The following is a 15,127-nucleotide window of genomic DNA, read 5'->3' as shown; positions in this document are numbered from 1 at the left end:
GGGCTCCCGGGAGTGGGCGGCGCGGTCGAGTGCTGCGACCGCCGTCTGCCTCGAGCGTAGTCGGCGGAGGCGACGCGCTCAGGCCGCTGCGCGCGCCCGGTGAGCGAGCTCAGGCGTGGCGCGGCGTGCGGGCCGGGCGGACGCCGTTGGCAGCACCAGCGGCAGCACCAGCCGCAGCACCAGCGGCAGCGCCCACAGCGGCCGCCGCGACCCCGGCGCCGAGCGCCAGCGCGCCCGTCGCGAAGTCGTGCTCGACGCCCGACAGGTGCGCGTCGAGCGGCTCGCGGGCCGTCTTCGCCCAGCTGCGCACGCCCACGGCCTCGCGCACCAGGCTGATCGCGAAGACCGGCCACAGCACCCAGGTGTAGGCGAGGTAGGGGAGCAGGTAGCCGAGCGCGATGATCGGCCGCAGTACCCCGGCGGGCGCGATCGTGACGAGCGAGGCGTACACCGGCGCGGTCGCGAGCACGACGAACGCGGCGAGGAACCACAGCCCGCCGCCCACCCACGGCACCCCTTCGACCACGAACAGCCACAGCGAGCCGACCAGTCCGAGGCTCATCACCACCTGCAGCACCGGGGTGAGCAGGTAGTGGGCGTGGTCGACGCGCGCTGCGGCCGACGCATCCATCGCCCCGGTGCCGCGCAGCATCGGCACCGACTGCCAGGCGCCCTGCGCCCAGCGGATCCGCTGGCGCCACAGGCGGCGCAGGCTCGTGACGCCCTGCTGCTCGACGGCGGTCAGCACGGTCTGGGCTCCGCGCCAGCCGGCGCGCATCAGCCGGATGCCGATGTCCTGATCCTCGGTGAGGCGGTCGCGCCACGGGCCGCGGTCGATCTCGCGCGGCAGGTGATCCTCGGCGACCACGTCGTCGAGGGCGGCGAGCCGCACGTACTGCCCGTTGCCGCCCATGTTGGCGGTGCCCCAGCGCGAGCGGCCGAGCTGGAAGACCTGCGCGGTGATGGCGAACTCGATGTGCTGCGCCCAGGTGAGCGCGTGGCGGCGGTTGTAGATGCGCACGAGCGACTGCACGCCGCCGACCCGCTCGTCGGCGAACGCCGCGGCGATGGCGGGCGGCGAGTCGGGGGCGATGCGCCCGTCGGCGTCGACCACGCCGATGATGACCCGGTCGGTGCTCCAGCGCGAGTACTCCGGTCGCAGCAGCACATCCTCGTGCAGGTGCCGCCAGGCGTCGTCGAGCCCGGCCGACTTGCCGTTGCGGGCGTTCGGCATCGTGCGGCGCAGCACGTGCAGCCCCGGCATCTCGAGGGCGAGCTCGGCGAGGATCGTCGGCGTCGCGTCCTCGGATCCGTCGTCGATCACCAGCACGACCTTGTTGCTCGCCTCGACCGCGGCCAGCCGCGTGACGCTGTCGCGGATCGTGACCTCCTCGTCGAGCGCGGGCACGACGTAGACCCAGAGGAACTCCGACTCGTCGGCGCCCTCCACGGCGCGCGCCTGACGGCGGCGCTCGCGTGCGCCCTGCACCAGCAGCACCGTGACCATCACGATGCCCAGCAGCGCGACGAGCAGCAGCCCGAGGAGCGCCAGCTGCACGGGCACGGGCAGCCCGGCGTAGGGGTTCCAGGCGGCCGAGGTGACCGAGATCGCTGCGTCGAGGGTCGACGCGACGCTCGTGGATGCGGTGGACGGTGCGGTCGCGACGCTCGCGAGTGCGCTCATGAGATGTGCCTTCCTGGGCACGGCGAAGCGAGCCGGAGCGTGATCCCGGCTCGTCGACGTCGATGCCACCCGGGCGTCTCAGCGCGACCCTGTGTCGCCCGGCGCTCCGGTGAGGAAAACTTACGTCCGGCGCATCAATGCGGGCGCGGGTTTCCACCTGAGGAAACCCCAGGTTCCTCCGAACGTCGTCTCAACCCGAGCGGATTGGCTGCGACACGTCGTTCAAATCTTAAGGTTCGCTCAGTGAGGGCGGCGAGCAGCACGCCGATCGCGGCCCCCGTGCCGTTGGCGACGACGTCCTTCAGGGAGGCGACGCGACCTGGCATGAAGTGCTGGATCGCCTCGATGCCGACGGTCAGCGCGAGGCAGAGCGCGAGCGCCACCCACCATCGCCGCGCGCCGAGCACGAAGGTCAGCAGCAGCGCGAGCGGCACGAACATCGCCACGTTGGCGAGCACCTCGAGCCGGGTCCAGTAGATCCACTCGAACATCTCGCGGTCGTGCAGCCACTCGATGCCCCGCACCACCCGCGGCTTGAAGCGCAGCAGGAAGTGGGTCGGCCACAGCGTGATGAGCGCGATGACGGGCACCGCGAGCAGCAGCCCGATGACGCCGATGTGCCGCAGCGGGGCAGATGCGCGGCGCGCGCCGCGCACGATCGGTCGCGTCGCGCTCATGGGTCGATTCTCGCGGCCTGACCTGTGACGCGCCTACGCTCGCGAGAGGATGGGGGCGTGAAGCCCTTCCAGACCCTCCGAACCGGCCTGTGGCACCTCCGCAAGGGCGGGGTGCAGCAGCTGCGGTCCTGGTCGCGGCGCCGCGGTGTCGCCCAGCGCAACAGCGCCGTCGCGCCGCCTGCGAGCGGCGCCACCTCCTTGCCCGCCTGGCCGGTCGCCGAGCGCCCGACGCGCCGCCCGGGCATCCGCGTCGGCACCATCATGGATACCTTCTCGGCCAGCGCCTGGGGATACGAGTTCGACGTCGTCGAGCTGAAGCCCAAGGAGTGGCTCGAGCAGGTCGAGCAGCAGCCGATCGACCTGCTCTTCGTCGAGTCGGCCTGGTCGGGCTCGCGCGGCGCCTGGAAGTTTCAGCTCAGCGGGCCGAAGGCGCCGCCCGAGGCGCTGCGGGCGCTCGTCGCCCACTGCCGTGACCACGGCATCCCCACCGTCTTCTGGAACAAGGAGGACCCGCCCCACTTCGAGGACTTCCTCGAGACGGCGCGGCTGTTCGACCGCGTGTTCACCACGGACGCGAACATGGTCCAGCGCTACCGCGAGGTGCTGGGGCACGACCGCATCGACGTGCTCGGCTTCGCCGCGCAGCCGGCGCTGCACCACCCGATGCGGCAGAAGGGGCTGCACCAGGTGCGCGACATCGGCTTCGGCGGCAGCTACTGGTCGCACAAGTTCCCCGAGCGGCAGGCGCAGATGGAGCTGCTGCTCGGCGCGGCCGCAGAGGTGGCCGAGCGCCGGGGGATCGGCTTCGACATCTACTCGCGCTTCGAGGACGATCCGAAGTATCGCTTCCCGGAGGTCTTCGAGGGCTTCGTGCGCGGCTCGCTCGACTACGACCAGATGCTGACCGGCTACCGCGCGCACAAGGTGATGCTCAACGTGAACTCGGTCGTCGACAGCCCGACGATGCTCGCGCGCCGCGTCTTCGAGATCCTCGCGAGCGGCACGCCCGTCGTGACGACCCGCAGCCCCGCGGTCGAGCACTGGTTCGACGACAGCGAGATCTCGATCGTCGACGACCAGGAGGAGGCGGCACTGCTGCTGCGTGCGCTCGTGCGCTCTCCCGAGCTGCGCGACCGCCAGGTGCACCTGGCGCAGCGACGGATCTGGCGCGAGCACACGTTCTCCCGTCGGGCCACGCAGGTGCTCGAGTCGGTCGGCATCCCCGACCCCGCCGCCTGGCAGCGGCCGAACGTCAGCATCATCGCGCCCACGATCCGCCCGCACCTCGTGCCCGGGATCATCGCGACCGCCGGCCGCCAGGTCGACGTCGACGTGCAGCTCGCACTGCTGCTGCACGGGTTCGACGCCGATGAGGCCGAGCTGCAGTCGCTCGCGCGCGAGGCGGGCATCGCCGAGCTGATCGTGCTGCGGGCCGACCGCGAGACGTCGCTCGGCGCCAACCTGAACCGGCTGGTGCGGGCGACCGACGGCGACGTGATCGCCAAGCTCGACGACGACGACGTCTACGGCGACCACTACCTGCTCGACTCGTGCTTCGCGCTCGACTACTCCGGCGCCGAGCTCGTCGGCAAGGAGGCCCGCTACCTGCACCTCGCGGCGATCGACGCGACGGTGCTGCAGAACCCGCAGCGAGAGCACCGGTGGTCGGATCTCGTGGGCGGCCCCACGATGGTCGGGCCGCGATCGACCTGGCAGGCGACCCCGTTCGACGACCGCACGCTCGGCGAGGACACCACCTTCCAGCGCGCGATCCTCGCGGCGGGCGGGGGCATCTACAGCGCGGACCGCTTCAACTTCATCCAGATGCGCAGCGCCCGCGCCGGCCACACCTGGCACACCGAGGACGAGCGGATCCTCGCCAACAGCGACGTGCTGAGCTTCGGGCTCGCGGAGGCGCACGTGCGGCTCTGAGGGCCAAGGGTTGGCAGCGCCCTCGCGATCATCGGCCACGAGCCTCGAGACGGTGCTCCGGTAGCATCCAGGGGGTTTCGGAGGCGTGCCTGGATGTCGAGCGCGCGAGGGAGTGGTGGCCGGTGAGATCGATGGTGCAGGCGGAGGGTCTCAGCCGCGCTGACGTGCTCGCGGGTGACCGCGTCTCCTATGCGAGAGGCTTCGTCGTCTCCGATGGCGAGGTGCTCGCACCCGAGCACTGGTCCACGCTCCAGCTCGACAGCCGGTGGCAGCTGCGCTGGGACCCCCGTGTCGCCATCGCGCGTGCCCAGCATGGCGCGTCCCACATCGTGGTGATCGGCACGCCGCTGCACCTCGACGCGCCGAGGGAGAGCGGCAGCGCCATCGCAGCGCGCCTGCTGCACGCGCTCGCCCGGAGCCTCGACGAGTTCCAGGACCAGGTCGATGCGCTGTGCGGGCGCTTCGCCGTGCTGCGGATCGATCGCGATGAGCTGCGCGTGCAGAGCGATGCCGCTGGTCTGCGCACGATCGCGTTCTCGACGAGGGGCGCGCACGTCGTGGGCTCTCACACTCGGCTCGTCGCCGAGTGCATCGGCGTGCAGGCGAGCGCTCTGGCCTACGCCACCTACTTCCGTGACAACGGCATGTTCCAGTTCCCTGGCCGCCACACGGAGTACGACGGTGTCCTCTCGCTCACCCCCAACACGGAGCTCAGTGCGGTGAGCCGGACGACCGTGCGCGTGTTTCCTCGCGGACCTGTCGTGCCGTGCACGATCGACGAAGCGGCGCAGGCCATCATCGAGGCGGCTGACGCGCAGGTCGGGTGGCTGCGGCAGCGCGACCGCGTCGTGCTCTCGATCTCTGCCGGTGTCGACAGCCGATCATCGCTCGCACTCCTTCGGGGGCTGACGCCGAACCTCGAGCTCTTCACCTATGACCTCACCTACGCGCAGAAGAACGCGGGCAACCGATTCGATCGCGAGGCCGGAGAGGCGCTCGCCCTGCTGGCAGGTGTCGATCACCAGGTCGTCGCTGTCGAAGACCGCGAACCGGCTGGTCCACTGCACAAGGCGATGCACAGCAACAGCCGGGCAGTCCACTCGCGCAAGCTCGCGAACGCCTACGTCGAGCAGCTTCCCATCGATGCGCTGCACGTGCGTTCCCACGTGCATGGCGTCGTGAAGGGCCACTACCAGAAGTTCAACTACGGCCACCGCGGCTTCGACGGCGGCGTGCTGGCCCGCATCGCCAGCGCCGACAAGGCGGTCGATCCGAAGATCGCCGACGCCTTCGAAGCGTTCCGCCTCGAGACGGCGTTCGATCAGCGCTTCGACTACGACCCGCTCGACCTCCTCTACTGGGAGTATCGCGGCGCCCTCATCCAGGCGCCCGCTCTGCTGGAGAGCGACCTCGCGCTCGACACGCACGCTCTGTTGGCGAGTCGGCGGCTGCTCGCGCGCGTGCTCGGGCTTCCGGTCGGCGACCGCAAGGCTGCTTCGGTGTTCCTGCGGGTGATCGAGCTGCGATGGCCGGAACTGCTCGAGGTGCCCCTGAACGGTCGAGATGCACGGGCTCAGGGCTACCGCTGATCGCCTCGCTCCACCGGGTAGGATGAACAGATGCACGATCAGCAGAACTCCGGAGGGGCCGCCGGGGCCACGATCGGGCTCGCCCACGAGACCTGGGGCGCTCTGGACGACTTCGACGTCAGGGCCGCGACCGACACGCCAACGCGCCACGACGTGCTCGGGGCGGAGCTCCCGCTCTCCGCGCTGGCGGTGCGGCGCCCCGGAGCGCGACGCTTGGTCGTCCACCTCCACGGGACGCTGAACCGCGCTTCGGTGACGCTGCCGCGCTTCGAGCGGCTCCGCACGCTCTCCGAGCTCGACACGAACCTGCTGCTCCTCGCCGACACCACGCTGACCGTCGAACCAAGCTTGCCGACAGCCTGGTACGTGGGCACGCCCGAGGTGGCGCTCACCGACCGGTACTCGGCACTGATCCGAGCAGTCATCGAGCAGTGGGGCATCGAGCACACCGTGATCGCCGGCGCCTCCTCAGGCGGGTTCGCCGCACTTGCGCTGGCGCCCAGGGTCCCGGAGGCCCTGTCCGTCGCCTTCTCGCCGCAGACGAGGATCCGGCTCCGACCCACGGCTCGCCCGTTCCGCCAGTTCGTCTACAACCGGTTCGGCGGCTGGGACGGCATCGAAGCCCGGCCGGAGCTCCGCCCGCGGGTGGATCTGACCCAGCTCTACGACGAGCTTCCGGGTGGCCGCACGTGGTACGTCCAGAACACCGGGGATGCCGAGCACATGGAGCAGCACGCTGCTCCCTTCATGGCGGCACACCCCGATCGAGTCACGATGATCGAGGAGTACCACTGCCCCGGCCACAACCCGCCCAGCCCCCGCCGCGTGACCGAGTGGATCCAGCAGGCACTGGATTCGCCCGGCAGCGATCCGCTCGAGTTCGTCAAGCGGCCCCCGCCTGAGGTGCCGATCATCGTGCGCTGAGCAGCGCACTCATCCTTCGGGGTCGTGAAGCGCTTCCACGCCGTGCTCCTCGTGCAGCTGCCTCAGCACCTCGCCGTAGACAGCGGGCATGTAGTGGAACGGCGCCAGCCCCCAGCGGTGGCTCGGATCTGCGAGCACATCGTTCACCGAGAGCTCCACCATGGGGAAGCCCTGCTGGCGCAGCGCGTCGTAGTACCGCAGGTAGCGCTCGTTGGCGTCTGCCGCCCGGACGCCCATGCTCCACGGCGTCGGCTTGCCCTCTGTCGTGCGAATCGCCCACGGGACCTGCAGGACGGCCGTTCGTTCGAGCAGCCCACGCTCGCTGAGCATCGCGTGCATCTGCCGCGCGCGCTCGGACCAGAGCTCGAAGTGCTCGTCTGATCCGAAGGGGAGGTGCTCCGCCTCGTCGAGGAGCTGCGCGACCCGCTCTGCGCGGATGGTGTCGATGCTGCGCGTGACGAACGTCCCGTCGGCGAAGCGGTGGACACCGTGCCGTTCGTCCGCGAGGTCCCACAGGAGCACGTCGATGTCGTCGGCGTGCTGGTCGAGCCGGTCGTGCAGCGTCCCCGCGAAGTCAGCGCGGATCATCCGCTCCTGGAACTTCGACGCGATGCCGAGGTCGACGGGCAGGTGCGACGAGGCATCGCTGCCCGCGGAGAGGAGTGACTGCCGTGCGATGTAGCCGCGAAGATCCACGCTGTCGCGCGGAGCGAACTCGATGGTGTCCCTCGCGACGCAGCTGCCGTAGACGAGCACTCGCGCCGCGCGGTCTTCCGAGTAGGTCACAGGTCTCCAGCACATCCGGCGCCCGCCCACCGCGGCCGGGCCATCCGCTCAGACTACCGGGAGCGGCTTCGGACGACGGGGGCTCTTCAGAAAGATGCGGTTCGCGATAGATTCGAGAATTGCGCGTCCTCATTCCGCAGTGCGCGCAGCACCTGGCCGCACTCGGGGCGTGCCGGGCACATCGCTGATCTGGACGAGGACCGCTGCATGGAACCTGCCATCCCCAACGTCTGTGTCGTGGGCATGGGCTACATCGGCCTCCCGACCGCGGCGATCCTCGCCGCCACCGGGAGCACCGTGGTGGGAGTCGATGTCAATCCGCACCACGTGCGAGAGATCAACGCCGGTCGAGTGCCGTTCGTCGAACCGGACCTCGAGTCCGTCGTCGCGGGCGTCGTCGCCCAGGGACGACTGCGGGCGCAGGCTGAGGTGCCGCACGCGGCCGCCTACATCGTCGCCGTGCCCACGCCCTTCACCGAGGACTACTCGGTCGACCCCTCCTACGTCCGCGCAGCCTCGGAAGCGATCGCCCCGCAGCTGAGAGGCGGCGAGCTCATCATCTTGGAGTCGACCTCGCCGCCCGGGCTCACCGAGCAGATGGCAGATTTCATCCTCGCAGCGCGACCGGATCTGACGGCTGAGGGCGGCCAGCAGCACAGCCTGTACTTCGCGCACTGCCCTGAGCGCGTGCTGCCCGGTCGCATCATGGTGGAGATCACCGACAACGACCGCATCATCGGGGGTGTCACCCCAGAGGCAGCGGAGCGCGCTCGCGAGCTGTACGCCACCTTCTGCAAGGGCGATCTCCTGGTGACGGACGCACGGACGGCAGAGATGGCGAAGCTGGCGGAGAACTCGTACCGCGACATCAACATCGCCTATGCCAACGAGCTCTCGATGATCAGCGAGCGGCTCGACATCGATGTGTGGGAGCTGATCGCACTCGCGAACCACCATCCGCGGGTCAACATCCTGCAGCCAGGACCGGGCGTCGGCGGGCACTGCATCGCGGTCGACCCGTGGTTCATCGTCTCCGCCGCTCCCGAGGAGGCGAAGCTGATCCGCCTTGCGCGCGAGGTGAACGATGCCAAGCCGGGCTATGTGCTCGAGAAGGTCATGGCGCAGGCAGCGCGATTCCGCGACCCCGTGATCGCAGCCCTCGGCATCGCGTTCAAGGCCGACATCGACGATCTGCGGGAGTCGCCGTCGAAGCTGATCGTGGAGCGCCTCGGTCGGGAAGTCCCTCACGCACGGATCTTGGTGGCGGAGCCGCACATCGAGACGCTGCCCGAGAGCCTGGCCTCGTTGGGATCGGTCGAGCTGCTCGATACCGAAGCTGCGATCGCAGCCGCCGACATCGTGCTGGTGCTGGTCGATCACAGCGCCTTCAAGAACCTGGATCGCGATCTCTTCCGCGAGAAGATCATGGTCGACACCAAGGGACTGTTCCGCACCGCTCAGGCTGCGGAGTCCAGGGCATCAGCGCTGCGCTGATGCCCCGCTACGCTTGTTCCAACCCCTGCACAACGCTCGCAGCGCCGTGACCGGCGCCCGCGCGCACCATCGGAGACACCACGCATGAACGACACAGCAGGCGCGATCGACGGGATGGCTTCGGCCGACGTCGACTACTCGTCGATCGACATCCCGAGCATCGAGCAGCAGCGCGAGGGCCTTCGCGGCGCAGTCTTCGAGTCGGAGAAGAAGCACCGGATCGTGTTCGTCGGTCGATTCTTCCAGGGCTCCACCGGCATCGTCGCCTCCCTCCACCGCGCTCTCGAGGGAGTCGGGCACACGGTCTTCGAGCTGGAGTACGCACGGCACAGGGCTGCGTTCGATCGCTCGAGCGGCGCGAACGGCGGATACGGGCCGGTCTTCTTCCGCCCTGAGGCGGTGGAAGCGGTGTTCCGCAGCTTCCGTCCTGAGATCGTCGTGTTCTGCGCGGGAGGCGTGGTGCTGGACGAGGAGGGCCAGCAGTGGTTCAAGGAGCGCGGCATCCTCACGATCGGTCTGACGCTCTCAGACCCGGACGTGCAGGACTCGGTGATCGACCACATCGGTCGCTTCGACTACCACACGACGAACGCAGAGCTCTCGCTCGACCGGTACCGGGCAGAGGGGCACTCGAACACCTTCCTCATGCCCTTCGGCATCGACCGCGACTACATCCTCCGCGAGGTGCCACCCGCCCCAGAGCTGACCGCCGACGCCATCTGCATCGGCCACGCGGCCGGGCGCCCGGAGCGCCACGAGGTGATGACCCGTCTCGCTGAGCTCGTGCACGTGCGGGTCTACGGCAACGGATGGCCGTTGCCGGGAGCCGAGCCGGTCTCCGGTGACCGACTCCTCCAGGCCGCCCATGAGGGGATGATCCACGTCAACTTCCCCGCGACGCGCGCCGGCTTCACGAACGTCAAGTGCGGGGTCTTCGAGACGATCGGCGCCGGTTCCATCCTCGCGACCGCCCGCTTCGACGAGATGTCGCACCTCTTCGACTACGGCGACGAGATCCTCGGATACGACGATGCTGAGGACCTCGCGCAGCAGATCGCGGCGCTCAAGGCCGATCCCGTCGCGCTCGAGCGCATCCGCCGCAAGGGATTCGCGAAGCTCCTCGGGCATCACCTGTACGAGCACCGCTGGTTGCGACTGTTCGCGGACATCGAGGCAGACCTCGCCAGCGAGGACGGCAGCAAGGACTCGGCGGAGCGCGATCGCCTCAGCGCGATCCTCGCTGTCACCCATGGTCGCCCGCGGCACGTCATCATCTCCGGCTTCTACGGGGCTCAGAACCGGGGCGACGACCTGCTGCTCGACGCCATCGCAGGGTCGCTCCAGCGCGCCGACGAGGACGTCAACGTCATCGTCGCCGCGGTGCAGCCCACCGAGGTCGAGCGTGCCTCCGGCTACCAGGCGTTCCGTCGCACGGACATCCACGTCGCAGAGCGCTTCGCGTCCATGGCGACCTCCGTCATCCTCGGCGCCGGCGGCCTCTGGCATGACTACACGATCGCCAAGGCTGGCGGCGTGTCGGGCATCATGACGAGCGCAGCGGTATCGCCGTCGCACCTCGTACAGCTGCCCCTGATGGTCAAGGCCTACGGCGGTTCCTTCCACGTCTACGGCATGGGCGTCGGGCCACTGACCGACGAGGCCGCCAAAGCGGCTGTCCGGCTCTCGGGCTCTCTCGCCTCCAGCGTCACCGTCCGCGACGACGAGTCGAAGGCGCTGCTCCGCGGCGTCGCCGATCATTGGAGCGCGCAGCCCGTCGTCGCACCAGACGCCGTCTACTCGCTGCCGATCGACACGGCGGAGCCGTCGATCGACCTGCCGGAGCGCTACGTCCTCCTCAACGTGCGACCGTGGGCGGACAACGGAGCCTCGCTGAGGCTCCGGGACGTCGTGCTGCGCATCGCAGAGCGCCTGGGCGTCGCCGTCGTGGGCCTCCCGATGCAGAACATCGACGAGAAGCACCTCGCTGCTGCGGAGGGCGAGACCGAGATGCTCACCGCGATGGTGCCTGCGGGGATGTCCGGCCCCGAGTTCTTGGGCGTGATCGACGGCGCGGCTGCGATCGTCTCGATGCGCTTGCACGCCAACCTCCTGGCACACCGGCTCGGCCGCCCCGCAGTCGGCTTCTCCTATGACGAGAAGGTTCGCTCGCACTTCGCGCAGCTCGGCAGGTCTCGCATGGTGCTCGACCTGGACGCAGAGGAGGCGGAGATCGAGGACGCGATCCGCGCAGCGCTCGCCGAGCAGGAGCTGCCCCTGGCGGTGAGGGAGCGCGTCCGGGAGCTCGAAGCCGCGTCGTTCGACGCGATCGACGGCGTGGCGAGGTCGATCGCTGCCGGGCCCGTCCAGATCTCCCCCATCGCGGGCATGGTGCACGTGCCGGCCGAGACCGCGAAGCCGACGGCGAAGAGCGCTGACCTCGGAAAGGTCATCTGGTCCGACGATCAAGCCCTCGACCTCGGTCGCGCTCGTGTGAGCTCCGGCAACGCGCTCGATGCTGAGGCGACCGTCGAGCACCGCAGGAAGCGCGTGCGCGGTGAGGACACCTTCGCGCTGGACGCCCGCGCTCCCCGCAAGGGAGACTTCGTCGAGTGGGACCTCGTGCTGCCGGCGTCCGAGGAGGGGCTGCGGGTCGAGCTCTGGATCAAGCAGAAGTATCCCGAGCGCCCACGACTCCGCGGCTACCTGGCGTACACGGTGACCGCGGACGACGTCGAGCTGTTCACGCAGGATGTCACCGCCTGGCAGCCGCGGAACACCGTGTGGGTGGCCATGGGTCCCTCGCTGCTGCAGCGCCACATCAAGGTGCGCCTGCATGCGCTGCGGGACTGCCCGGACTGGAACTGGGGCCCCGCTTCCGAGATGACGATCGAGCGTGGGCGCAAGGACGCATGGCACGGCGACGAAGCGCTGCGCTGGGGTGCTTCCAGCCCCTACGCGCAGGATGGCGCGCAGCCGGCGTTCGACGCGCTGGAGCAGCTCGCCGCGGCGACTGCTGCGTCGTTGCGTCAGGTCGCAGGGCACATCCCAGCTGGGGCGCACGCGGTCGAGGGCGCGGTCTCCGATGCTGGCACCCCGATCCGCTTCTCGGCGGCGCAGGTTCGCGCGGGCAACCTGCACGACGCGTCACGAGAGGTCGACTCCTTCCGCAGCACGTCAGAGGCTGGCGACACCTTCGGCCTCGTCGAGGGAGCACCGAAGCGCGGAGACTTCGTCGACTGGCGCTATCGCGTGCGCTCGGTCGAGGGCCAAGGCGTTCGTGTCGAGCTCGCGCTGCAGCAGAAGTACGGCGAGATCAGGAACGTCGCCGGCCACATGGCCTACTCCGTGATGGTCGGGGACGAGATCCTCTTCACCCAGGACATCACGGCCTGGCAGCCGCGGAACACGGTGTGGATCGCAGTCGGCCCCGAGCACTCGGACCCGGTCGTCACCGTGCGTCTGCACGCGCTCAAGGATTGCCCCGACTGGAAGTGGGGCGAAGCATCGCCGCTGACCGTGGAGCGCGGGCGCGCACTGCAGTGGGCTGGCGGAATGGGGCTCGCATGGGGCGCTTCGAGCCCCATGGCGCTCGGCCTCCGCGCCGAGCCGGAGACCGCGACGGACTAGCGGAGCTCGAGGACACGCACCCCGGTGGCATGCATCGGCACGGGGAGCGTGTCCTCGACCACGCGTGCGTCGAGCTCGAAGGCTGCTTCGGGCGTGATGCCCTGCAGCGCGCCACGGTACTCGAAGCGAACCCGGAGGCGATGCCTTGCGGAGTGCGGCGCGGCGACGGCCAACCGCGTCGCGCCAGCCATGCTGCTGCTCCAGACCGGCTCGCCGTCGAAGAGGATGCTCGCGACGAGTCCGGCGCTCGTCGGCGCATAGCTCCGAGGACCGACTCCGAGCCGAACGATCGACTGCGGCCGCCAGCCGAGCTCGTCGAAGGAGATCTCGCACGAGGCGCCTCGCTCGAGGAGCTCCCCGGACGAAGCGAGGCGGAGCCCGGGGAGGGGGCCAACGAGGGGCGCGCGGAGGAGCTCGTCGACGGCGCGGACGGCGTCGGTCGCCTGGCGCAGCGCGGCGTGCGCGGCGTCGATCGAGCGACCCGCGCGCCGGGAGGTCTCGAGCCTCCAAGCCTTGCGCCCCAGCTCCGACGTCGACGCGAACTGCGTCGTCGCGTCTGCCAGTGCCGGCCAGTGCGACAGCGCAGCGGTTCTCGGCATGAGCGCTCGCCCGACCGCCGCTCGAACGTGGACGAAGAGGTCGTCCAGCTGCGGGTTCCCGCGCGGTCCCCGAGGGACGATGACTCCGGCGTCAGCGGTGACCGCGGCAGCGAGCTCGGCAGGGGCGAGCGCGGCGAGCGCCTCCCACGTCTGCAGGGGGATCGCGGCTGCTTCGAGCACGCCGTCGAGCCCTGGCACGCTCGTTCGCTCGGCTGCGGCGTCGACCGCGATCCTGACGGCGGTGCCCGACGCGCGTGCTCGCTGCGCCTCGATCGCGCGAGCGAACGTCGGCGTGATCAGGCGCGGCAGGCTGACGACATGCCGGAACCCCGCGTCGCGGAACTTCTCGACGGCTGCCTGGCTGGTCAGTGCCACGAGGTCGTAGGAGGCGACGACGGCGGCGGAGGCGCGAGTCGGCGCGTCGAGGTCGGCGATGAGGATGGCGCGGTCGCCGCCGGCAGGAGCGGGCAGCTCGGGGAGGTCGACCACGATCACGCACGAGGTGGATCCTGGCACGACCTGCCGGCCGACCTCGAGGGGGTCGAGTGGAGCAGATGCGGCGGGCACCGACTGCACCGCCACGCCCAGCTCCTGCAGCGCCTCGACCACTGCGGTCGAACGACTCACGGGACCCGCGCCCGATGGCGTGACGACGACGGCGCGCTCCGGCACCGGGTGCGGCTGCCCGACGATCGCGCCAGGCCGTGCCGGTCGCGCCTCGGCCCGCGCCGAGGCGGTCGAGACCGAGTCGCGAGCGAGCGTCGCGTCGACGACGTCGGCGAACCATCGCGTCCGAGCCGTGGCGTCGAGCGCCATCCAGTCGTCATCCAGGAGGAAGCGCTCGATCGCGATGGCCCGAGAAGAGGCTGAGAAGTGTCGGTCGAAGCGTCGGAGCACAGCGCTGCTCTGCTCGGCCAGGCGCACCGCGTCCCACGAGGGATCCCTGACGATGTCGATCGCCTCGTCGACGCTGGATGCGACCAGCATCTCCGGATACGTCTCGAAGCGCGGTCGTCCTGCGACGATGGAGATGGTCGGGATGCCCATCGCCATCGTCTGCACCACTCGGCTCGGATACTCGAAGTGCCCGAGCTCGTCCAGCCCGGGGAACCAGGTCTCGAGCCCGCGGTGATCCGCGAACCGCTGCGGGATGTTGATCGCCCAGTCCGTCCTGGCTCCGGCCGCGATCACCTCGGCGTCGGTGTCGAGGTAGCCCGCCGCGCGCCGGGCGTAGTCAGAGCCGACCTTGCCGTGGATCCGGATGTCGTCGCCGAACCGAGCGAGCTCGAAGTAGCGCCGTCGACGCACCTCGTCGTGCACGTTGCCCAAGAACATCGCCCGGGACTCGGCCGGCTCCTCGCCCCACACAGCAGGGAACGCCTCGTGGTCCGTCCAGAACGGCAGGTTCACTCCGGTCGGCCGGCCGAAGAAGCGCTCGTAGTGCTCGAGCACTGCCGTCGATCCGCAGTGCAGGATCCGGTCGTACTGATCGACGACAGGGGCGTACGACAGGTCGAACAGCACGGGGTCGTCGGAGAACCAGGCCGTGAGCCGTGCTCCGGCATCACGCAATCGCTGCAGCATGCGCGGCGGCAGCGAGGCTGGCCGCATGACGATGACCCAATCGGGCTCGTGCGCGATGGTCTCCGCCACCGCCCGGTCGAGGTGCGACACATTGGTGTGCGGCGCGGGGAAGCGGAACCCGTGACCGATCTTCCCGGTGGTGTGCACCGCGTGCCCGCGGGCGACCAGCGCGCGCTCCAGCGATTCGTGCAGGTGATGCTCGAGGATGCCGTCGAAGATCGCGATGCGCAT

At 69.9% G+C, this 15,127-nt stretch carries 9 protein-coding genes; 5 read left to right on the top strand and 4 right to left on the bottom strand.

Annotation, left to right across the window (positions count from 1 at the left end; all coding sequences use genetic code 11):
• Positions 1 to 109: 109 nt before the first annotated feature.
• Positions 110 to 1,684 carry a glycosyltransferase family 2 protein gene (locus AA0Z99_RS08535; protein WP_413316673.1) on the bottom strand — a complete coding sequence of 525 codons (1,575 nt, stop codon included), beginning with the start codon at positions 1,682 to 1,684 and terminating at the stop codon, positions 110 to 112.
• Between the two features lie 134 nt (positions 1,685 to 1,818).
• Positions 1,819 to 2,361 (bottom strand): VanZ family protein, encoded by a 543-nt coding sequence (locus AA0Z99_RS08530; RefSeq protein ID WP_413316672.1) that lies wholly within the window; start codon positions 2,359 to 2,361, stop codon positions 1,819 to 1,821.
• Positions 2,362 to 2,418: 57 nt separating this feature from the next.
• Here AA0Z99_RS08530 and AA0Z99_RS08525 point away from each other — a divergent pair, with 57 nt between their 5' ends.
• The 3 genes from AA0Z99_RS08525 to AA0Z99_RS08515 all read left to right on the top strand — a co-directional run bounded on the left by AA0Z99_RS08525 (position 2,419) and on the right by AA0Z99_RS08515 (position 6,806).
• Positions 2,419 to 4,293 carry a glycosyltransferase gene (locus AA0Z99_RS08525; protein ID WP_413316671.1) on the top strand — a complete coding sequence of 625 codons (1,875 nt, stop codon included), beginning with the start codon at positions 2,419 to 2,421 and terminating at the stop codon, positions 4,291 to 4,293.
• Between the two features lie 122 nt (positions 4,294 to 4,415).
• Positions 4,416 to 5,882 carry a hypothetical protein gene (locus AA0Z99_RS08520; RefSeq protein WP_413316670.1) on the top strand — a complete coding sequence of 489 codons (1,467 nt, stop codon included), beginning with the start codon at positions 4,416 to 4,418 and terminating at the stop codon, positions 5,880 to 5,882.
• Positions 5,883 to 5,912: 30 nt separating this feature from the next.
• Entirely contained in the window at positions 5,913 to 6,806 is an 894-nt protein-coding gene (locus AA0Z99_RS08515) for an alpha/beta fold hydrolase (RefSeq protein ID WP_413316669.1), read from the top strand.
• Positions 6,807 to 6,815: 9 nt separating this feature from the next.
• Here AA0Z99_RS08515 and AA0Z99_RS08510 read toward each other — a convergent pair whose 3' ends face one another.
• Positions 6,816 to 7,592 carry a DUF6270 domain-containing protein gene (locus tag AA0Z99_RS08510; protein WP_413316668.1) on the bottom strand — a complete coding sequence of 259 codons (777 nt, stop codon included), beginning with the start codon at positions 7,590 to 7,592 and terminating at the stop codon, positions 6,816 to 6,818.
• A gap of 207 nt (positions 7,593 to 7,799) precedes the next feature.
• Here AA0Z99_RS08510 and wecC point away from each other — a divergent pair, with 207 nt between their 5' ends.
• Together wecC and AA0Z99_RS08500 are read left to right on the top strand one after the other, a co-directional pair.
• Complete coding sequence (gene wecC, locus AA0Z99_RS08505) at positions 7,800 to 9,086, top strand: UDP-N-acetyl-D-mannosamine dehydrogenase (protein WP_413316667.1); 1,287 nt, start codon at positions 7,800 to 7,802, stop codon at positions 9,084 to 9,086.
• Positions 9,087 to 9,170: 84 nt separating this feature from the next.
• Positions 9,171 to 12,713 carry a polysaccharide pyruvyl transferase family protein gene (locus AA0Z99_RS08500; RefSeq protein WP_413316666.1) on the top strand — a complete coding sequence of 1,181 codons (3,543 nt, stop codon included), beginning with the start codon at positions 9,171 to 9,173 and terminating at the stop codon, positions 12,711 to 12,713.
• Here AA0Z99_RS08500 and AA0Z99_RS08495 read toward each other — a convergent pair.
• Positions 12,710 to 15,127 (bottom strand): hypothetical protein, encoded by a 2,418-nt coding sequence (locus tag AA0Z99_RS08495; RefSeq protein WP_413316665.1) that lies wholly within the window; start codon positions 15,125 to 15,127, stop codon positions 12,710 to 12,712. The two genes, AA0Z99_RS08500 and AA0Z99_RS08495, sit on opposite strands and share 4 nt — an antisense overlap.

The sequence above is a fragment of the Agrococcus phoenicis genome (assembly GCF_047302415.1).
GTDB lineage: Bacteria > Actinomycetota > Actinomycetes > Actinomycetales > Microbacteriaceae > Agrococcus.
This window is presented reverse-complemented; position numbering and strand designations above follow the sequence as displayed.